Source organism: Bradyrhizobium sp. AUGA SZCCT0105, assembly GCF_018129565.1.
In the GTDB taxonomy this organism is placed as follows: Bacteria; Pseudomonadota; Alphaproteobacteria; order Rhizobiales; family Xanthobacteraceae; genus Bradyrhizobium.
This window is the reverse complement of record NZ_JAFCMK010000004.1, coordinates 504,948-523,599: the sequence shown is the minus strand read 5'-3', so window position 1 is coordinate 523,599 and position 18,652 is coordinate 504,948. Positions and strand designations below refer to the sequence as shown.

At 63.3% G+C, this 18,652-nt stretch carries 19 protein-coding genes; 14 read left to right on the top strand and 5 right to left on the bottom strand.

The features are described 5' to 3' along the window. The first annotated feature begins 29 nt into the window (after positions 1 to 29). Complete coding sequence (gene greA, locus JQ573_RS22040) at positions 30 to 512, top strand: transcription elongation factor GreA (protein ID WP_212312226.1); 483 nt, start codon at positions 30 to 32, stop codon at positions 510 to 512. Positions 513 to 529: 17 nt separating this feature from the next. On the opposite strand, the gene JQ573_RS22035 is transcribed toward greA, so the two are convergent. Then, the gene (locus JQ573_RS22035) at positions 530 to 1,168 is read right to left on the bottom strand and encodes a GntR family transcriptional regulator (protein WP_212312224.1); all 639 of its coding nucleotides are present in this window, start codon (positions 1,166 to 1,168) and stop codon (positions 530 to 532) included. 122 nt (positions 1,169 to 1,290) lie between these two features. Here JQ573_RS22035 and bioB point away from each other — a divergent pair, with 122 nt between their 5' ends. The 4 genes from bioB to JQ573_RS22015 all read left to right on the top strand — a co-directional run bounded on the left by bioB (position 1,291) and on the right by JQ573_RS22015 (position 5,393). Beyond that, complete coding sequence (gene bioB / locus JQ573_RS22030) at positions 1,291 to 2,286, top strand: biotin synthase BioB (protein ID WP_212312222.1); 996 nt, start codon at positions 1,291 to 1,293, stop codon at positions 2,284 to 2,286. 64 nt (positions 2,287 to 2,350) lie between these two features. Beyond that, positions 2,351 to 3,505, top strand: coding sequence for an 8-amino-7-oxononanoate synthase (locus tag JQ573_RS22025; RefSeq protein WP_212312213.1), 1,155 nt, complete (start codon positions 2,351 to 2,353; stop codon positions 3,503 to 3,505). Then, positions 3,502 to 4,134 (top strand): dethiobiotin synthase, encoded by a 633-nt coding sequence (bioD, locus tag JQ573_RS22020; RefSeq protein WP_212312954.1) that lies wholly within the window; start codon positions 3,502 to 3,504, stop codon positions 4,132 to 4,134. Before JQ573_RS22025 ends, bioD begins: the two co-directional genes overlap by 4 nt. Next, entirely contained in the window at positions 4,131 to 5,393 is a 1,263-nt protein-coding gene (locus JQ573_RS22015; protein ID WP_212312212.1) for an adenosylmethionine--8-amino-7-oxononanoate transaminase, read from the top strand. The genes bioD and JQ573_RS22015 overlap by 4 nt, the downstream gene beginning before the upstream one ends. Positions 5,394 to 5,511: 118 nt before the next feature. On the opposite strand, the gene JQ573_RS40630 is transcribed toward JQ573_RS22015, so the two are convergent. Then, complete coding sequence (locus JQ573_RS40630; protein ID WP_212312210.1) at positions 5,512 to 6,858, bottom strand: YXWGXW repeat-containing protein; 1,347 nt, start codon at positions 6,856 to 6,858, stop codon at positions 5,512 to 5,514. A gap of 300 nt (positions 6,859 to 7,158) precedes the next feature. On the opposite strand from JQ573_RS40630, the gene JQ573_RS22005 reads away from it, so the two are divergent. Continuing rightward, the gene (locus JQ573_RS22005; protein ID WP_212312208.1) at positions 7,159 to 8,568 is read left to right on the top strand and encodes an MFS transporter; all 1,410 of its coding nucleotides are present in this window, start codon (positions 7,159 to 7,161) and stop codon (positions 8,566 to 8,568) included. Here JQ573_RS22005 and JQ573_RS22000 read toward each other — a convergent pair. Next, positions 8,565 to 9,467, bottom strand: coding sequence for a LysR family transcriptional regulator (locus JQ573_RS22000; RefSeq protein WP_212312206.1), 903 nt, complete (start codon positions 9,465 to 9,467; stop codon positions 8,565 to 8,567). The two genes, JQ573_RS22005 and JQ573_RS22000, sit on opposite strands and share 4 nt — an antisense overlap. A 96-nt stretch (positions 9,468 to 9,563) precedes the next feature. Between JQ573_RS22000 and JQ573_RS21995 the strand changes: the two genes are divergently transcribed. From JQ573_RS21995 to JQ573_RS40925, 8 genes are all read left to right on the top strand, one after another. Continuing rightward, on the top strand, positions 9,564 to 10,265 hold the full coding sequence (locus JQ573_RS21995; RefSeq protein ID WP_212312204.1) for a haloacid dehalogenase type II: 702 nt from the start codon (positions 9,564 to 9,566) through the stop codon (positions 10,263 to 10,265). Continuing rightward, a complete protein-coding gene (locus tag JQ573_RS21990; RefSeq protein WP_212312202.1) occupies positions 10,252 to 11,490 on the top strand; it encodes a CaiB/BaiF CoA-transferase family protein in 1,239 nt (412 codons plus the stop codon). Before JQ573_RS21995 ends, JQ573_RS21990 begins: the two co-directional genes overlap by 14 nt. A gap of 25 nt (positions 11,491 to 11,515) precedes the next feature. Further along, complete coding sequence (locus JQ573_RS21985) at positions 11,516 to 11,938, top strand: PaaI family thioesterase (RefSeq protein ID WP_212312200.1); 423 nt, start codon at positions 11,516 to 11,518, stop codon at positions 11,936 to 11,938. Positions 11,939 to 12,191: 253 nt separating this feature from the next. Continuing rightward, the gene (locus tag JQ573_RS21980) at positions 12,192 to 13,004 is read left to right on the top strand and encodes a pentapeptide repeat-containing protein (RefSeq protein WP_212312198.1); all 813 of its coding nucleotides are present in this window, start codon (positions 12,192 to 12,194) and stop codon (positions 13,002 to 13,004) included. A 199-nt stretch (positions 13,005 to 13,203) separates the two neighbouring features. After that, on the top strand, positions 13,204 to 13,674 hold the full coding sequence (locus JQ573_RS21975; RefSeq protein ID WP_212312197.1) for an aminoacyl-tRNA deacylase: 471 nt from the start codon (positions 13,204 to 13,206) through the stop codon (positions 13,672 to 13,674). A 122-nt stretch (positions 13,675 to 13,796) separates the two neighbouring features. Then, on the top strand, positions 13,797 to 14,216 hold the full coding sequence (locus tag JQ573_RS21970; RefSeq protein ID WP_212312195.1) for a CBS domain-containing protein: 420 nt from the start codon (positions 13,797 to 13,799) through the stop codon (positions 14,214 to 14,216). A gap of 133 nt (positions 14,217 to 14,349) precedes the next feature. Beyond that, positions 14,350 to 14,838 carry a DAK2 domain-containing protein gene (locus tag JQ573_RS40930; RefSeq protein WP_409334677.1) on the top strand — a complete coding sequence of 163 codons (489 nt, stop codon included), beginning with the start codon at positions 14,350 to 14,352 and terminating at the stop codon, positions 14,836 to 14,838. Next, entirely contained in the window at positions 14,796 to 15,041 is a 246-nt protein-coding gene (locus JQ573_RS40925) for a DAK2 domain-containing protein (RefSeq protein ID WP_409334676.1), read from the top strand. The genes JQ573_RS40930 and JQ573_RS40925 overlap by 43 nt, the downstream gene beginning before the upstream one ends. Positions 15,042 to 15,400: 359 nt before the next feature. Here JQ573_RS40925 and JQ573_RS21960 read toward each other — a convergent pair whose 3' ends face one another. Both JQ573_RS21960 and mgtA read right to left on the bottom strand, forming a co-directional pair. Continuing rightward, positions 15,401 to 15,679 (bottom strand): cytochrome c, encoded by a 279-nt coding sequence (locus JQ573_RS21960; RefSeq protein ID WP_212312193.1) that lies wholly within the window; start codon positions 15,677 to 15,679, stop codon positions 15,401 to 15,403. A gap of 273 nt (positions 15,680 to 15,952) precedes the next feature. Next, positions 15,953 to 18,577 (bottom strand): magnesium-translocating P-type ATPase, encoded by a 2,625-nt coding sequence (gene mgtA, locus JQ573_RS21955; RefSeq protein ID WP_212312952.1) that lies wholly within the window; start codon positions 18,575 to 18,577, stop codon positions 15,953 to 15,955. Positions 18,578 to 18,652 lie beyond the last annotated feature (75 nt).

Genomic DNA, 18,652 nt, shown 5'->3' with positions numbered 1-18,652 from the left:
ACTACCGGCCTCAGCGATGGAGTTCTGGATTGAGCGTTGCCTTCACCAAGGAAGAAAGTGCCGAGACCGCGTCCGAAACGCTGTTGCCGGACCGCCCGATTTCGCCGCATCCCAATCTGGTGACCGAAGCAGGACGCAAGGCGCTGGAGCGCCAGCTCCTGGAGGCACGCGAGGCCTACGAGACCGCGCAGCAGCTGGACGACATCAATGAACGGCGACGGCAGTCGGCGGTGCCGTTGCGCGACACACGCTATCTCACGGAAAGGCTCCGCACCGCGCAGGTGGTGCCAGACCCGGCTTCGACCGAAACCGTTGCCTTCGGCAGCACGGTGACCTTCAGCCGCGCCGATGGGCGGGTGCAGACCTATCGCATTGTCGGCGAGGACGAAGCCGATCCAAAGGCCGGCTCGATCTCTTTCGTCTCGCCGGTGGCAAGGTCGCTGATGGGCAAAGCCGTGGGCGACGTCGCCGGCTCGGGCGCCCAGGAGCTGGAGATCGTGGCGATCGCCTAGCGGATCGCAGCTCCCGATCATTCCGCCGGCAAGGCAAGCCGCTCGATCGTCTGAATATGCCGCGCGAGCAGGCTGCAGGCTTGCTCGATGTTGCGGGCGCGCAGCGCTTGCAGGATCACGCGATGATCCTGGCTCGGTCGCGGCCGCCAGCCGGCGTTGCGCGCCATCGCGAACACCAGTCGTGAATTTGCGAGCTGCAATCCGTCGAGGCTGGCGAGCAGTCGCGGCATCGCGCAGGGCGCCACCAGCGCGTGATGGAAGGCGCGATTGGCCAGTTCGAATTCCTGAACCGTCTCGGCATTGTCGCCTTCGATCAGCGCGACCTCGATCCGTGCCAGATGGGCGGATGTGTACCTGGGAGCGGCATTGCGGAGCGCCACCACCTCGAGCGCGGCGCGCATCTCGGCGATCTCCTTCACCGACTTGGTGTCGAGCGGCGCAACCCGCACCCCGCGACGCGGCACCGCAACGACGAGATGCTGCGCCTCCAATTGCCTGAAGGCCTCGCGCACCGGGACGTGACTGGAATGGAATTCCCGCGCGACATGGTCCTGCCGGAGCGGAGCATCCGGCGGCAATGCGCCGCCGATGATGCGCTCGCCGATCGCCTCGGCGATGCGCCCGGCAGTCGTCGTGTTCTCGCCCTCGCTGGTCATAGATTATCTATCATAAAAACGGATGCGCTCTCGACCGGGCTCGGCTAGCATCATTCTAAGTCCAATATCATAGATAATATACAGAATTATCTATGATTTACACAAGCAAGAAGGCAAGCCCGATGGTTGATGTCGTTGAGATCGAACGGACCGACAGCCGCAGCAGTGCACCGCTCCGCAAGAACTGGGAGCGCGCCGAGGCCGAGGCGCTCTACAACCTGCCGTTCGCGGATCTGATGTTCCAGGCGCAGGGCACCCACCGTGCCAACTTCAATCCGAACCACGTCGAGACCGCGAGCCTGCTCAGCATCAAGACCGGCGGCTGCCCGGAAGACTGCGGCTACTGCTCCCAGAGCGCGCATTACGACACCGGCCTGAAGGCCACCCGCCTGATGCCGCGGGACGAGGTGGTCGCGGTCGCGCAGCGCGCCAAGGACGCTGGCGCAACCCGCTTCTGCATGGCCGCGGCCTGGCGCAGTCCCAAGGACCGCGACCTCGATCAGGTCTGCGACATGGTCAGCGCGGTGAAAGGGCTCGGCATGGAAACCTGCGTTACGCTCGGCATGCTGACGCCGGACCAGGCCGAACGCCTCTCCGACGCCGGGCTCGATTTCTACAACCACAACGTCGATACCTCGCCGGAGTTCTACGACAAGATCATCACCACCCGCACCCTGCAGGATCGCATCGATACGCTCGCGCATGTGCGCGACGCCGGCATCAAGGTCTGCTGTGGCGGCATTATCGGCATGGGTGAACAGGTCGAGGACCGGCTCGGCATGCTGATGCTGCTCGCCAATCTCCCCAGCCATCCCGAAAGCGTGCCGATCAATCTGTGGAACGAGGTCAAGGGCGTGCCGGTCAACGACACCGCCGAGCGGCCCGATCCGATCGCGCTGGTGCGGCTGGTTGCGACCGCGCGGATCATGATGCCGAAGAGCGTGGTGCGGTTGTCGGCCGGACGGCAATACATGACCGATGAACTGCAGGCGATGTGCTTCCTCGCCGGCGCGAATTCGATCTTCATCGGCGATGTGCTGCTGACCACCAAGAACCCGCAGCGCGATCGCGACGCCGATCTGCTGGATCGGCTCGGCATCACATCCCGCCTCGCCTGACCGCAACCTTCGGCGCGCGCGGCGTCATTCGCCGCGCGACTAACTACCATCCTGAGAGTAAAGCATGAGCGCAATCCATGCGGCCAAGGCCGCTGATTACGCCGCGGCCTTGCACGCCCTGAGCAAGGACGATCGGCTGCGCGGTCTCAAGCCGCGCGCGGGCATCGATTTCGTATCGAACGACTATCTGGCGCTCGCGAGCGCGCCACGCATCAAGCGGGCCGTCGCGGCCGCGCTCGAGGCCGGCACGCCGATCGGCGCCGGCGGGTCGCGGCTGTTGCGCGGCAATTGCGAGGAGCACGAAAGGCTGGAGGCCGAGGCCGCCGCGTTCTTCCGCGCCGAGACCGCGCTGTTCTTCGGCGGCGGCTATGTCGCCAACTTTGCCGTGCTGACGACGCTGCCGCAGCGCGGCGATCTGCTCGTGCTCGATTCGCTGGTGCACGCCAGCATCCATGAAGGCGCGCGGTCCGGCCGGGCCGCGTTCCGATTCAGTGCGCACAACGACCCCGGGTCGGTCGAGGACACCATTCGCGGCTGGCGCGCCGAGGGCGGAACGGGCCGGGTCTGGATCGTGGTCGAAAGCGTCTACAGCATGGACGGCGATGTCGCGCCGCTCGACGACCTCGTCGCCATCGCCGAACGACACGACGCGTTCGTGATGGTGGACGAGGCGCACGGCACCGGCGTCTACGGCGAACAGGGGCGAGGGCTGACGGCGCCCTATGAAGGGCGCGAGAATCTCGTGATCGTGCATACCTGCGGCAAGGCGCTGGGCGCAGCAGGTGCGCTGGTCACGGCCTCCACCGTGCTGCGCGACTTCATGGTCAATCGCTGCCGCCCGTTCATCTTCGCTACCGCGCCATCACCGCTTGTGGCCGTCGCCGTCCGCGAGGCGCTGCTGATCCTGCAGCAGGAGCCTGAGCGCCAGCAGCGCCTCGCAAAGCTGGTCGCGTTCACGCATCGCGAGCTCGATCGGCGCGGCCGGAACAGCCCGTCGCGCTCGCAGATCGTGCCCTATATCGTGGGCGACAATGCGCGCGTGATGCAGCTTGCGTCTGCGCTGCAAGCGCGCGGCTTCGACGTCAGAGGCATCCGCCCGCCGACCGTGCCGGCGGGCACCGCGCGGCTGCGGATTGCGCTGACCCTCAATGTCGACGAGGACGACGTGCGCGCGCTGCTCGATGCGCTCGTCGAGGAGACGCGAGGTTGGTCGCGATGATCAGCGGCATCGTGGTGACCGGCACCGATACCGGGATTGGAAAGACGATCTTCTCCGCGGGCCTCGCCGGTTTCCTCGGCGCGAGCTACTGGAAGCCGGTTCAGTCCGGCCTCGAGGAAGAGACCGATGCGCAACTGGTGACGCGGCTTGCCGGTCTCGCGGCCGATCGCATCGTGCCGGAGCGTTACCGGCTTCGCACGCCGGCTTCGCCGCATCAGTCCGCGGCGATCGACGGCGTACGCATCGATCCTGCCGCGCTCGATCTGCCCAACACGGGGGACCGGCCGCTGGTGGTCGAGGGCGCCGGCGGGCTGATGGTGCCGCTGAATGGCGACACGCTCTTTATCGACATGTTCGAGCGGTGGCGGCTTCCGGTCGTGCTCTGCGCCCGCACCGCGCTCGGCACCATCAATCACTCGCTGTTGTCGGTCGAGGCGCTGCGCAAGCGCAACATCGATGTTCTCGGGATTGCCTTCATTGGTGAAAACAATCCCGAGAGCGAGCGCGCGATCTGCGAGATCGGGCAAGTGCGCCGGCTGGGCCGGTTGCCCTGGCTTTCGCCCCTCGCGGCCGACACGCTGCGGGCGGCGTTCAAGGCGTCGTTCCGGCGCGACGATTTCAACCCATGACATCAGCTCAGAAATCGCCGATCTGGCACCCGTTCACCCAGCACGCTCTGCACGGCGAGATGACAAGGATCGTGCGCGGGGAGGGCGCCTATCTCTACACCGCGGACGACCGCCGGATCATCGATGCGATCTCATCCTGGTGGGTGGTGACCCATGGCCATTGCCATCCGCATATCGTACGCGCGATCCAGAACCAGGCGGAACAGCTCAACCAGATCATCTTTGCCGGCCATACCCACGATCCGGCGGAAGAGGTTGCGGCGCAGCTCCTGAAGCTGGCGCCGCGTGGCCTCGACTATGTGTTCTTCTCCGACTCTGGATCTACCAGCGTGGAAGTGGCGCTGAAGATGGCGCTCGGCTACTGGCACAATATCGGCGTGCCGCGCACGCGCATCATCGTCATGCAGCACTCCTACCACGGCGACACCGTGGGGACGATGTCGGTCGGCGCACGCGGCGTCTTCAACAAGGCCTATGAGCCGCTGCTGTTCGATGTCGAATCAATCCCGTTTCCGGCCGCCGGCCACGAGCAGGCGACACTCGATGCGCTCGACGCCGCGTGCAAGACGGAAGCCGCGGCCGCATTCATTGTCGAACCGCTGATCCTCGGCGCGGGCGGGATGCTGATGTATCCGCCCTGGGTGCTGAAGGAAATGAAGCGCATCTGCGAGGCCTCCGATGTGCTGTTCATTGCCGATGAGGTGATGACCGGCTGGGGCCGCACCGGCACATTGTTCGCGTGCGAGCAAGCCGACGTCACGCCGGACATCGCCTGCTATTCGAAGGGCCTCACCGGCGGATCGCTGCCGCTCGCAGTGACGCTCTGCCGCGCCGAGATCTACGACGCGCATTATTCCAGCGATCGTTCGCGAACCTTCTTCCATTCCAGTTCCTATACGGCAAACCCGGTCGCCTGCGCCGCCGCAAGGGCAAACCTCGAACTCTGGCAGCGCGGCGCGGGCGAGCGCACAGCCCCGCTCGCCGCGATGCAGGAGCGCCTGATCGCACCATTCCGCGCCGACGCACGCTTTGAGAACGTCCGCCGCACCGGCACCATCACCGCGCTTGACTTGAAGGCAAGCGATGCCGGCTATCTCGCAGGCATCGGTCCAAAGCTTCAGGCCTTCTTCGCGCGTCGAAACCTGCTGCTGCGCCCGCTCGGCAACACAATCTACGTCATGCCGCCCTACTGCGTGACGGAGGCTGATCTCGTTGAGATTTATGCCGCGATCGCGGACGCAGCCGAGGAGCTGGCCTGACGGTACGCCTTGCGCTCCTGAAATCCCGTGACTGACGATTTGCATCGCGTGCTGTTCTGCACGCGATGGGTTCTCATACGAAATCGGCGTGCCGTTGCGGGCACGCCGATAGGCTGGATCACGCGTGCCTGTGTGGCGCTGGCCGCGCAGCGGGATGCTGCGGCCGCGGCGCAGGATGGGGCCGCGGAGCCGGCCGCGACACATGCGGTGGCGGCGGACGCCGGGGCGGCGGCGGAGCTCGGTGCACAGCCGCTTGCGCGACGCGCGGCGCCGGCGGATGCGCGGCCGGGCGTGGCGCGGGTGGTGCGTGCTGTGCGATCTGCGGTCTCGGCGCATGCACGGCTGGCGCTGCGACGGGCGGTGCCGGAGCGGGATGGTTGACGGCAACAGGCCGAGCGTGTCCCGTCGGCAGTGCGTGTACAGCCGGCGAAGCGCTTGCCGCAGGCAAGGCGTGTCCCGTTGTCGACGCGTGTGCCGGCGGTAGCGCGTTTCCGGTCGGCAGGGCGTGTCCTGTCGTCGTTGTCTGTGCTTGCGGCAGCGCGTTTCCGGAAGGCAGGGCGTGCCCCGTCGGCGATGCAGGTGTTGCCGGCAGAGCGTTTCCGCTCGGCAGAGCGTGTCCTGGCGGCAGGGCATTTCCTGTCGGCAGGGCGTGTGTTGGCGGCAGCGCATTCCCTGACGGCGGAGCGTGTCCTGTCGCGGGTTGCGCATGCCGGGGCGGCGGCGCCGCGATCGGCTTGCCCGGGTGCGCGGCGATCACGCCGGCGCCGCTGAACCGTGCCGCGTGCGCGGTCGCCGCGATCGCCGGGTGACCATGATTGCTGGCGAGCGCCAGCGCCGGATCCTTCATCGCCGCTTCGGCGTGCCGCGTCTGCTCGCCGGTCGCAGCCACGTGGTGCTCGCTCGCGGCCGCGACCTGCTGCGGCGTCGGTCTCACCGTGGTGCCACCGGTGCCGCCGTTGTAGCTGACGTTGGTCGTGTTGTTGATGACGGTCTTGTTGTAGACGTTGGTGACCGAGACATTCGTGATGTTGGTGACGGAGCGGTTGTAGAAGAAGCTGCCGCCGCGCCAATAGCCGCCTTCATAGCCGATGCCGGTGTAGCCGAAGCCATAAGAGATGCCGCCGTAGAAGCCGACGGTCGCTCCCCAATAACCGGCGTGGAAGGCGTAGACGCCATCGTTCCAGCCCCAATAGCCGGGTGTCCAGAGCAACTCAGGCGCGGGCGGAAGCACCCACGTGCCGGGAACCCAGTAGTAACCGATATCGTCGCTCCACGCCCAATAGCCGGGAGTCCAGATGTAGCCCTCGCCGGGGATCGGCGGCTGCTCGTAGACCGGCAAGGGCGGCGGTGCTGCATCGACGCTGATGCCGATGCCGATGGCAAGCTGCGCGCGCGCAGCGTGAGGTGGAGAGAGACAGCAGAGGCTGAGAGCTAAGGCGAAAGGCAGTCCGGCGATGCGGCGCATGGCACATACTCCAATCTTCTTCCCCCAGCGTTGGAGTCGAATAGTGGCGCCGACATGAACCGGTTGTGAATGTTTGTGCTGACACCGTGATTTCGAGACCGCGCGACAGCGGGATCGTTAACGACGGCGTACGCAAGTCAGCTTGGTGTCAGGATGGAACGCGATCGTGCCGCTCGCGTCAGCTTCATCACTGCGCCAAATAGTCGAATTTTCGTTTTGAATTGGACGACGCCCCCCTGCGCGTCATCAATCGATGATCGGAACAGCCGGCTCGCACAAAGCCGGGCAGGGAGGTTTGGAATGGCGCGATCCGCCGACATCGACATCAACGCGGGCGCGCGCCTCGACAGGCTGCCGATCTGCGGATTCCACTGGCGTATCCTGGCCCTGATCGGCGCCGGCATGTTCCTCGATGCATTCGACATCTATCTGGCCGGCGGTGTGCTGGGCGCGGTGCTCAAGGAAGGCTGGTCGACGCTCGAGCTCAACGCCGCATTTGTCTCCGCGACCTTTGTCGGAATGACGATCGGCGCCTGGTTCTCCGGCATCCTTGGCGACCGCTTCGGTCGCCGCTTCTCCTACCAGATGAACCTTGCGATCTTCGGCCTCGCGTCGATCGCCGCCGCCTTCGCGCCCAGCATGACGGTTCTGATCGGCCTGCGCTTCATCATCGGCATCGGCCTCGGCGCCGAGATCGTGGTCGGCTACGCGACCTTGACCGAGTTCGTGCCGGCCACCTCGCGCGGCCGCTGGATCGGGCTGCTCGCCGTGATCACCAACTTCTCGCTGTTCGCGTCATCCATGATCGGCCTGTGGGTGATCCCGACGCTGGGGTGGCGCTACATGTTCGCTCTCGTCGGCCTCCTCGCGATGATCGTCTGGTTCTTGCGCAAGTCGATGCCGGAATCGCCGCGTTGGCTCGCCGCCAACGGCCGCGCCGACGAGGCGGAGGCAATTCTTTCGGCGATCGAAGCGGAGGCCGCGCGCAAGGGAGCGCTGGCTCCCGTCGCCGCCGGCGCGCCGGCGCAAGAATCTCCCGGTGCGGTCTGGCGCCTGTTCCAGCCGCCGTATCTCGCGCGCACGCTGCTCGGCAGCCTGCTGCACATCGTCGTCGGCTTCAGCCTCTACGGGTTCATTGGCTGGCTGCCGACCTTCATGGTCAAGGGCGGCCACAGCGTGGTCTCCTCGCTGGGCTACACCACCGTGATGGCGCTGGGCGGGCCGGTCGGATCGCTGATCGGGCTCGTGCTGGCTGACCGATTGGGACGCCGGCTCTCGATCGTCTGCTCGTCGATTGCGGCAGCCGTACTCGGTATCGCTTATCCGTACATGCCGGACGGTGCTGCGCTCGCGGGCGTTGGCTTCCTGCTGGTCACCGCGATCTACGTCATGCTGGCGACCGGGTTTGCGATGCACGTCCCCGAACTGTTCCCGACGCGCTACCGGCTTCGCGGCACCGCGATCTGCGCCACGTCCGGACGGATCGCGACCGCGCTGGTGCAGTACGTTGTGGTCGCGATCTTCGCCTGGCAAGGCTTGACCGGCGTGCTGACGACGCTGGCCGGCATCCTCGTGTTCCAGGCCGTGGTGTTTCTCATGTTCGGATTCGAAACCAAGGGACGCTCGCTGGAGGACGCGTCGGCCGTCACGGACGCCGAGGCAGGACATCCATCGTCGATCGCACGGAGGCCGGCGGACATCGGCGCCTAACTCAGATCGGAGCAGGCCGCCCTGAGCCGATCGCGGAGCCAGCCGTTGGCATTGCTCTGATCGTATCTGCGATGCCAGTACAACATCCAGTCGAACGGTGCGGACTCGAACGGCAGTTCCTCCATCCGCAGACCGTCGTCCATCAACACGGCGGCGAGATGCCTCGGCATCACCGCGAGCAGATCGGTGCTTTTCAAGACATGAGGTACGACCAGCCAATGCGGCACGTTCAGCGCGATGCGTCTCCGATGGCCGCGTTCGGCGAGCACGTCGTCGACGAAACGAAGGTCGGTTGGGCTCATCGAGACCTTCATGTGCTCCTGCGCGATGAAGCGCTCGAAGGTCAGCCGCCCGCGCTTGATCTGGTGACCGCCCCGCATCAGGCAGACCATGCGGTCGTGCAGCAGCGTCTCGGAACGGATCGATGCGGAATGCTCGAGCCCCATGCTGACCGCGACATCGATCTCGTCCCGCTCCAGCGCATCGATCGTCAAAGCGGGTGGCAGATGGATCGTGTTGTAGGAAATCCGTGCATCGGGCGTCCGCGCCGCGGCGAGTCGCGGCAGCAGCAGGCATGCAAGAATATCCGACATCCTGATCGTGAAGGTGCGTTCGGTCCGGCCTGGATCGAAGCCGGCGTCGCTCGCCATCACCCGCTCGACCTGGCGCAGCACCTGGCGCAGCGGTTCCGCCAGTTCGGTGGCGCGGGGCGTGGGCTTCATCCCGCTCGTCGTCCGCACCAGAAGCTCGTCCTCGAACATCGCGCGCAGCCGGTTGAGCGCGTTGCTCATCGCAGGTTGACTGAGGCCGACGCGGTCGGCCGCCTTGGTGACATGACGCTCGGTCAGCAGTGCGTCCAGCGCGACGAGCAGATTGAGGTCGATGGATCGGAGGTTCATGCCGTCATTCATATCGTGAATAACGAGAGATCACAAATCCATTTCATTTATGGCGATGCGGCGCGTATCCAATCGATCTGAACCAAGGAGGCACCAATGGATTCCGAGACGATCAAGCGCGAAGTGAAGATCTGCATGTTCGATCAGTACGGCACGGTCGTCGACATGCAGGGCGGCCTGACCAGGATCGCGACGCCGTTCCTTCAGAAGAAAGGCTGGAAGGGCGATCCGAATTCCTTCGTTACATGGTGGCGCCGCACCCATTTCGAGAACTCGATGATCGATGCGCTGCTGCATCGCGAGCACACGCCCTATCGCGAGATCGGGCATCGCGCGGTGTCGCACGTGATGGACCGCGCCAAGATCGACTACACGGTGGATGAGGTGCGTTATCTCGTCGGCGAGATCGAGAGGCTGGTGCCGTTTCCGGAAGTGCCGGAAGCGCTCGCGCGGCTGCAAGCCAAATACAAACTGGTGGTGCTGTCGAACGGCGATCCCGACATGCTCGAGACCGCGAAGCAGTACCACAAGGTCCCGTTCGATCGCGTGATCTCGGTGGCCGAGGCCAATTCGTTCAAGCCGCATGTCGCGACCTATACGAAAGCGGCCGAGATCATGGGCGTGAAGCCCGATCAGGTGCTGTTCGTCGCCAATCATGCTTTCGACTGCATCGGCGCCAAGTCCGCCGGCATGCGGACGGCCTTCATCGACCGGCGCAGCCGCCCGTTCGGCATCACGCCACACCAGCCTGACATCCTGGTGCCGTCGATGAAGGACCTCGCCGATGCGATCGTCTGATCGCGAGCCGCTCTCCGGCATCAGGGTTCTCGACCTCTGCCGCGTGGTCTCCGGCCCCTTTGCCACGATGCAGCTCGGCGATCTCGGCGCCGACATCGTCAAGATCGAGGATCCGCGACAGGGCGACGAGAGCCGCCGCTACGGGCCGCCCTTCATCGGCGGCGAGAGCGCGTATTTCCTGTCGGTAAACCGCAACAAGCGCAGTTGCGCCATCGATCTGAAATCGCCGGCGGGGCGCGACGCGGTGCTCGATCTTGCGTCCGCGGCCGACGTCGTGATTGAGAATTTTCGCCCGGGCACGCTCGACAAATGGGGGCTCGGCTTCGACGTGTTGCGGGCCCGCAAGTCCGACATCATCCTGTGCAGCATCTCGGGGTTCGGCCGCACCGGTGCGGACGCCTTGCGCCCCGGCTACGATCTGATCCTCCAGGGCGAATCCGGCGTGATGGACATCACCGGTGATCCCATGGGGCCGCCGACCAAGGTCGGCACCTCGATCGCCGATCTCGTCACCGGTCTTTATGCATCGCATTCGGTGCTCGCCGCCCTGATGCGGAAGAGCCGGACGGGCGAAGGCGGACGGGTCGACGTCTCCATGCTCGACGCCATGGCATCGCTGCTGACGTTCAACGCCGGCATGTACTTCGCATCGGGACAAAGCCCGAGGCGCCGGGGCAACGTCCATCCGACCATCAGCCCGTACGAACCGTTCGAGGCGAGTGACGGCTGGATCAATGTCGGGGTCGCGAACGACAAGTTCTGGGCGGCCTTTTGCGACGTCATCGGCCGGCCGGAGCTGCGCGAAGATAGCCGCTTCGCAACCGCCCCGAAGCGCGCGGCGAGCCGGAACGATCTCGTCGCGGTCCTCGCCCCCATCTTCGCCGGCAGGAGTCGCGCCGATTGGCTGCAGGCGCTCGCCGTGGCCGGCATTCCGTGCGGCGCGATCAAGTCGGTCGGCGAGGTCTGCGAGACGCCGCAACTTACCGAGCGCGGCATGGTCCAGACCGTCCGTCATCCGGCCGCGGGGGATGTGAGGTTCATTGCCCGGCCGACGCGGTTCGGCGACGAGCCGCCGGCGCCGTCCACGCCGCCGCCGATGCTCGGCGAACACACAAGCGAGGTGCTTGCGGAATGGTGCGGCTGGACCGACGATCGGCTCGAGAGATTCGCGGTCGAAGGCGCGTTCGGAGACTTTGGACGGAGCTTCGTGCGATCGCCCAAGTGAATATCGTGATCAAGCGAGTGTCGTCATGAGAGATATCGCCGAGCAGATGATGCGTCGCGCTGTCGCGGACGAGCGGCAGGAATTCGGGTCGTTCTTCCTGTCGCGCTTCTTCGGCCTCGAGATCGCCTACCAAAGCGAGGCGTGCATCGTCTCGTTCGACATCGAGAGGCCGCTGTTCAACCCGCAAGGCACCTTGCACGGCGGGGTTCTCGCAACCGCGCTCGATATCTCGATGGGGCATCTGGTCAACCACGTCGCCGGTGCCGGCACCACGCTCGAGATGAAGGTGCAGTATCTCGCCGCGGTCCGCGAAGGGCGCGTGACCTGTCACGCGACCTTCCTGAAGCGCGGCCGGAAGACCTTCTTCGTGCAATCCCAGGCCTCCACCGCAGCCGGCGAGCCGATCGCGCATGCCACATCGACCTGGCAACTGCTGAGCCGAGGCTGAGAAGCGCGGCCGGTTCGCGTCGGGTCGTTGTCGCGCTGCCAAAACTGTGGGTTTCGCGGCGGAGCGGACCCTGGCGCGAATCTCCGATGTCTGAAAGCACGACCTCCCGAGGCCCCGTTTCTTCGTACGAAACGGCCACGAGCATTGCCAGGATCATGATCCGGTTTCATACTCCGAACGCCGGAAGCGCATCTCCACGGCGCGGCCGGCGCGAAGATGCGAGAGGCGATACCTCAAAAGCGGAAAGACGGCGATGCGGTTTCATCTCGCATTTGCCCTTGTATCGATGGCGGCGCTGCTCGTTGATCCGACTGCCGCCACGTCGCAGGACATGTTGCGCAGCGTCGACCTCGATAGTCCCGAGATGACGACGTCGGAGATGACGCGCGCCGAGGTCGACGCGCTCCTCAAGGCCGTGCCTCAGGGGGACCGACGCAGCGCAGATTTGGAAGGAAAGCGGCTGTCGCACCTCGATCTCTCGGGCCTCGACTTCTCCGGCGGCAACCTTCATCTCGTCAAGCTCAACCGGACCAATCTGAAAGCCGCGCGCTTCGATCGGGCCGTGCTGAACCAGGCTTGGCTCATCGACGCAGATCTGACGGGGGCGTCGCTCGTCAAGGCGTCGCTGCTCGGCACGCAGATGCAGCGCGCCAAGCTTGGCGGCGCCGATTTGAGCGGCGCTCGCATCACCGGTGATCTATCCGGTGCCAACCTGATCGGGGCCAAGCTCGCGGGCGCGGATTTGAGCGCCGATATGCGCAACCAATCGATGGGCCTGATGCGTGGCGTGCTCAAATCCGCCGATCTCCGGAATGCGGATCTGAGCGGCGCCAATCTCGCGCGCGCTGATCTCGAATTCGCGCAGTTGCAGAACGCCAATTTGGCGAACTGCAACTTCAGCAAGGCTGACCTTGCGGGAGCCGATCTATCTGGCGCCAATCTCGCCGGCGCCGATTTCACCGAGACCGACCTCGCGTCGACCCTCTTGCCGAGCGCGGCCGCGCTAGCAGAGGCCCGCAATCTGGACAAGGCCCGGAACTTGAACCTGGCGCGGCGGCCAGATTAGAGCGTTTTCGAGCGAAGTGGATACCGGTTCGCGTCAAGAAAACGCGTCAAAACAAAAATCTAGAGCCAACGGCTCCAGGGATCGAATTGCGGTGTCCTGCACCAGGACCTATATTTTGCCTTGAGAACCACGCAGCCGCTCATCGTGCGGCGGGCAGGGACCACGGTGGATGGTTGCATGTCGCACCGGAGGTGACGCCATGACCATTTCTCCCACACTGCACAAATATCTCGCAGCGGAAAACATCGCGTACGACGAAATCCCGCATGTGCTGACGATGTCGTCAGCCCTGACCGCCCAGGCATGTCACGTCCCGGGTGATCGCCTGGCCAAGGCCATTGTATTGCGCCGCAATGGCGGCTACCTGCTCGCCGTGTTGCCGGCATCGCATCACCTCAGGCTGGCGGATCTGAGGGCGAGCTTCGGCGATGATATTGCGATGGCCGCTGAAAGCGAGATCGATCGGCTGTTCGCGGACTGTGCGCACGGGGCGGTTCCCGCTGCCGGCATCTGCTATGGGCTCGACGTTATCGTTGATGACAGCATCCAGATGCAGCCCGAGATCTATATCGAAGCCGGCGATCATGAGACGTTGCTTCATCTCGGTCGTGCGCAATTCGCGCGCTTGACCGCCGGTTGCCTGCACGGCCGCTTCAGTACGCACGACTGAGGGCGTGATAGCCGGACCACCTGTCGCTGCGCGCTGACCAGGGCGCAGCACACATGCGGTCATGCCCGATCTGCTGTATAGTTGCACGCGAGGGGGCTGCTGCCTTGCAAAGGAGATCCTCCATGAAGGTCAAGGACGTGATGCACAGGGGCGTCGATTGGGTCAGCCCAGATACCCCGATCACTGAAATCGCAAAATTGATGCAAGGGCACGACGTCGGCTGCATTCCGGTCGGACAAGACGATCGTCTGATCGGAATGGTGACGGATCGCGACCTCGTCTGCAAAGGTCTTGCGAGCAAGAGCTTCAACTCTGCGCGCACCACAGCGCGCGATGTGATGACCGAAGGCATCCACTGCTGCCGGGAAGACGACGATCTGGCGAAAGCGGTGCATCACATGGAGACGCTGAAGATCCGCAGGCTGCCTGTCATCAACAAGAGCAAACGGATGGTCGGCATGGTCAGCCTGGGGGATATCGGCCACTTTGCCGGTGCCGATCTCATGTCCCAATGCATGAAGAGCGTGTCGGCTCATCATTGAGGCGAGGCCGGTCTGCTGGAAACCGGCAGATCGGCCGGCACCATGGCCGGACATCGAAGCGGACAAAAAATCGAAGTGGCGCACCCGACACGATTCGAACGTGTGACCTTTGCCTTTCTGTTCGCTGAGCGCCGTGGACGAGAAACTGCTGGCCGCAGAAACGCCGCTGCGCACCTGGCCGAGGCTCAAGCCCTTCGCGGCACCTCGCATCGTGCCCTTGCCCGATGGGTTGGCGCGCCAGCGGCCGGCTCCTTCTGCCGATCCAGCAACCGAGGAATTCCTCATCCGTTGTTGCAAGGCGCTGATCGCCGCCGAGGCCGATCTGAACGCGCTCGATGCCAGGGTAGGAGATGGCGATACCGGAACAACGCTCGCCAGCGCAGCGCGCAACTTGATCCAAAACATCGATCAACTTCCGCTGTCGGACCCCATGCAGCTCTATCGCGCACTCGGGCAGGAGCTTAGCCAAACCATGGGAGGCTCTTCGGGGGTCCTGCTCGCGATCTTCTTCGCTGCCGCAGGGGATGCGGTGTCAAACGGGCATAGCCCGATGGAGCGCTCAAGGTTGGACTGGCGAGGATGCAGGAGGTGGGTGGCGCGCAACCGGGCGACAGAACCATGATCGATGCGCTGCTGCCCGCGCTCGATGCGTTGTCACAAGGGTTGGCCTACGCAGCTCGCGCAGCAAGAGAGGGCGCGAACCGGACGGCCGCCATGTCCAAGGCGCATGCTGGAAGAGCCACCTACATTAGCGCGGAACAGCTGCAAGGACATGCTGATCCCGGGGCAGAGGCCGTTGCTAGATTGCTCGAGAGCTTGTGCTAAGCTGTTCGCATACTGCTGCGAAAAAAATCCCCTCCCGGCCGTAGCTCGAACGATGAGTTTTGGTCTAGGAAGTTCGAGAATGCTTGATCTTTCTAATAGGGATTGACTGGCACTCTCTCCGCCAGCTCCTCCGCACCTACGAGATACCGCGCACTGACCCATCGGTACAGGTCGACTACGCGCGCGTCGTAGATTTGGATATTGCGGCGAGCAAATCGGACAACCTCTTCGTCACTCGCCGCCCACGGATGGCACCGCGGCTTGTCTTCGCTCGCGCGCCATGTCGGCGTGCGCGTTGATGTCCAAAACATCATTCGGGCGGACGCGGGCGAGAGGGTAGCGTGCGACACAGGGATGCGCTATTTTCGAAGCGAGCCGATATAGGCGGCGATATCGCCGGCTTCATTTCGGCTCAGCGGGAAATTGGGCATCTTCGGATGGGGATCCAGCAAAAAGAAGGCGAGCTTCTCGGCGCTGAAATCCAATTTGTTTGCTATTGCAGGGAAGGGTGGGACGTCCGCACTCGCCTGTTTCTGTCCGCTGTCGACGACGTGACATGAAGCGCACCAGCGCTTTGCGAGTTCTGCGCCGTGATTTGCATCGGCCGCCTTTGCCGGCGACAAAATCAGACCGACCATGCCGGCAACAACAGGCAGATATTGGCCCGGGGTCGTCCGCTTGCGACGGATCGCTCGGATCCGAACCGATGGATATCGCAGTCGTCTCATTCGATCACCTCTCTTCGCGCGGCCCAGCGCCTTTGACCTGGCAATCTTACTCCTTTTCGCGTGTCATTGCTGGACGAATTGCCCGCTCTTCGGACATCGGGACGTTGTTTGCCGTTGCCTCGCCGTCGAGCGCTTTCGGATATGGCCGCTGTTGACGAGAGCCGGACTGTTACTCAGGTCCTCTCAAAGCCCCCACCTGCGAATGAACCACACTTTCACAAGATGAGTGAGCATAGCGTATGTCACCAGCATGGTAGCGACCAGCGGCCAGTAGTGCCAGGGGAGCGGCTCGAAGCCTAGCGCGGAGCCCGCCCAGGTGAAGGGTAACGTCATTCCGATCGTGCAGATGACTATTGTGGTCGCAATAAGCGCAGGGCTTGCATGGCTCTCGATGAACGGAATCCTGGCCGTTCGGATGATGTGGATGATGAGGGTTTGGGTCAGAAGGGATTCGACGAACCAACCGGTCTGGAACAACGACGGATTGTTCCAGGCATGGAAGACATAGAGCATCATGGCATAGGTAGCGTAGTCAAATATCGAGCTGATAGGACCGATGAACACCATGAATTTGAATATGTTGCCGATATCCCATTTTCGCGGCGACGCCAGGTACTCCTCGTCGACGTTATCCGTTGGAATTGTTGTCTGCGAAAAATCGTAGAGAAGATTGTTCGTCAGGACCTGAATGGGCGCCATCGGCAGGAACGGCAGGAATATGCTTGCCCCAAGTACGCTGAACATGTTTCCGAAGTTCGAGCTCGCACCCATCTTGATGTATTTCGTGATGTTCGCAAAAACCTTGCGGCCCTCGGTCACGCCTTCCTGGAGGACAAGAAGGCTCTTCTCGAGCAGGATGATGTCAGCAGATTCCTTGGCGATGTCGACCGCCGTGTCGACCGAAATGCCGACATCGGCGGCCTTCAACGCGGGGCTATCATTGATTCCATCGCCAAGGAATCCGACCACATGTCCATTGGCGTGAAGGGCCTGTACGATCCTTGCCTTTTGCGCAGGAGTAAGCTTTGCAAAGACCGTCGTGCGGTCGACAATTTCGGCAAGCTCAGCGTCGCTCATTTGAGCGATCTTCGCGCCAAGCAGGATTTTGCCCGGGTCCAGTTGGACTTCGTTACATACCTTGCGCGTGATGATTTCATTGTCGCCGGTAAGGACCTTGACCTGAACCCCCTTGCATGCCAGCGCGGCAATTGCTTCCCGCGTGCTCTCTTTTGGCGGATCGAGAAAGGCGACGTAGCCTAGAAGCGTCAGATCGGCTTCATCTTCGACCGAATACACGGTCTTCGACGGATCAACCTCCTTGTAGGCTACTGCGACAACACGAAACCCATCGGAGTTAAGCGCGATTGTTTGCCGTTGGGCGGCGTCAAAATGCTGTTCGTCAAGGCGTCTCACTTGTCCGTCGAGAGTGTATCCCGAACACACAGCGAAAACCTCCTCAACGGCGCCTTTGCAAATGAGGACATGCTTGCCGTCCTCGCGTGCGACCACCACCGATAAACGACGGCGCGAGAAGTCGAAGGGAATCTCGTCGATTTTTGAAAAGCCGCCGCCAATGTTAAGGGCGTGCTCGAGTTCGACATGCGCCAAAACTGCTTCATCGAGCAGGTTCCTTAGCCCCGACTGGAAGTGGCTGTTGAGAAACGCGTACTGGAGCACGCGCTCGGATTCCTGCCCCTGGATGTCGAGATGCCGCTTCAGGATTATCCGGTCCTGCGTCAGGGTACCGGTCTTGTCCGTGCACAGTACGTCCATCGCACCAAAATTCTGGATGGCGTTCAGGCGCTTGACGATCACCTTCTTGCGCGACATAGCAATCGCGCCCTTGGCGAGATTCACTGTGACGATCATCGGCAGCATTTCAGGTGTGAGGCCGACCGCCACTGCCACCGCGAACAGCAGCGCTTGCAGCCAATCATGCTTGGTCAGGCCGTTGATCAGAAAGACGGCGGGGACCATGACAAGGATGAAACGGATCATCATCCAGGTGAATCGATTGATGCCCTGGTCGAAGGCAGTCGGAACGCGCCGTCCGGCAACCTCATGGGCAAGTTGGCCGAAGAAGGTCCTCGAACCAGTCTGCAAGACCACCCCGGTGCCGTACCCGGACACGACATTCGCTCCCATGAAACAGAGATTCGGCATCTCGAACGCGTTATCAGAAATCGACGCGCTGGCCTCGGCATGCTTCTCGGCCGGCATGGACTCGCCGGTCAACGCAGATTGATTGATGAACAGGTCCTTGGCCTCGAGCAGGCGTAGATCGGCAGGTATCATGTCTCCCGCGGAGAGCCGCACCACGTCGCCTGGCACGATTTGATCGATCGGAATCTCGGAAAACGGATCATCCGATTGACACGGGCGGCGCCTGACGCTTGCGGTCGTGTGCACCATGGCGCGCAACCGGGCTGCAGCCTCGTTTGACCGGTGTTCCTGAATGAATGCGGTCGTGATCGCCAGCACGACCATCACAGCGATTACAATTGCCGCGCGGACGTCGCCCAAGAAATATGAAACGAACGCGAGCGTCAGCAGCAGCGCGTTCAATGGATTGCGCGCGCGGCTCCAGAGCTCTTCGGGAATAGAGGCCTTACGTTCACGTGCGACGAGGTTCGGTCCGAATTTCTTCAAGCGCGCGTCGGCCTCGACGCCAGATAGGCCGTCAAATGCAGAACCTGCTCTTGCACAGGCTTCGAAAGGGTCAAGTCGGCTTGCTGCAACAAGCAGATCGCCGCTGGCTGAGTGTTCCACGCCGATGGAGCCGGCCTCCTTGGTCAGGTTGGAGAACATGTTCACGAATGGACGCAAGGTATTGGCCAGCAGCACGACGTCTCTCCTCGTTCGAACGATGCGGCTCTTGGCCGA

Bases quoted from the DNA above. Each gene is read 5' to 3' on its own strand.
- bioB (WP_212312222.1), top strand. From the start codon at position 1,291: ATGGTTGATGTCGTTGAGATCGAACGGACCGACAGCCGCAGCAGTGCA.
- mgtA (WP_212312952.1), bottom strand. From the start codon at position 18,577: ATGTTCTCCAACCTGACCAAGGAGGCCGGCTCCATCGGCGTGGAACAC.
- JQ573_RS40925 (WP_409334676.1), top strand. From the start codon at position 14,796: ATGCAGGAGGTGGGTGGCGCGCAACCGGGCGACAGAACCATGATCGAT.
- JQ573_RS22035 (WP_212312224.1), bottom strand. From the start codon at position 1,168: ATGACCAGCGAGGGCGAGAACACGACGACTGCCGGGCGCATCGCCGAG.
- JQ573_RS21960 (WP_212312193.1), bottom strand. From the start codon at position 15,679: ATGGTCGGTCTGATTTTGTCGCCGGCAAAGGCGGCCGATGCAAATCAC.
- JQ573_RS22005 (WP_212312208.1), top strand. From the start codon at position 7,159: ATGGCGCGATCCGCCGACATCGACATCAACGCGGGCGCGCGCCTCGAC.
- JQ573_RS22025 (WP_212312213.1), top strand. From the start codon at position 2,351: ATGAGCGCAATCCATGCGGCCAAGGCCGCTGATTACGCCGCGGCCTTG.
- bioD (WP_212312954.1), top strand. From the start codon at position 3,502: ATGATCAGCGGCATCGTGGTGACCGGCACCGATACCGGGATTGGAAAG.
- JQ573_RS22015 (WP_212312212.1), top strand. From the start codon at position 4,131: ATGACATCAGCTCAGAAATCGCCGATCTGGCACCCGTTCACCCAGCAC.
- JQ573_RS40630 (WP_212312210.1), bottom strand. From the start codon at position 6,858: ATGCGCCGCATCGCCGGACTGCCTTTCGCCTTAGCTCTCAGCCTCTGC.
- JQ573_RS21985 (WP_212312200.1), top strand. From the start codon at position 11,516: ATGAGAGATATCGCCGAGCAGATGATGCGTCGCGCTGTCGCGGACGAG.
- JQ573_RS21975 (WP_212312197.1), top strand. From the start codon at position 13,204: ATGACCATTTCTCCCACACTGCACAAATATCTCGCAGCGGAAAACATC.
- JQ573_RS21980 (WP_212312198.1), top strand. From the start codon at position 12,192: ATGCGGTTTCATCTCGCATTTGCCCTTGTATCGATGGCGGCGCTGCTC.
- JQ573_RS22000 (WP_212312206.1), bottom strand. From the start codon at position 9,467: ATGAACCTCCGATCCATCGACCTCAATCTGCTCGTCGCGCTGGACGCA.
- JQ573_RS21970 (WP_212312195.1), top strand. From the start codon at position 13,797: ATGAAGGTCAAGGACGTGATGCACAGGGGCGTCGATTGGGTCAGCCCA.
- JQ573_RS21990 (WP_212312202.1), top strand. From the start codon at position 10,252: ATGCGATCGTCTGATCGCGAGCCGCTCTCCGGCATCAGGGTTCTCGAC.
- JQ573_RS21995 (WP_212312204.1), top strand. From the start codon at position 9,564: ATGGATTCCGAGACGATCAAGCGCGAAGTGAAGATCTGCATGTTCGAT.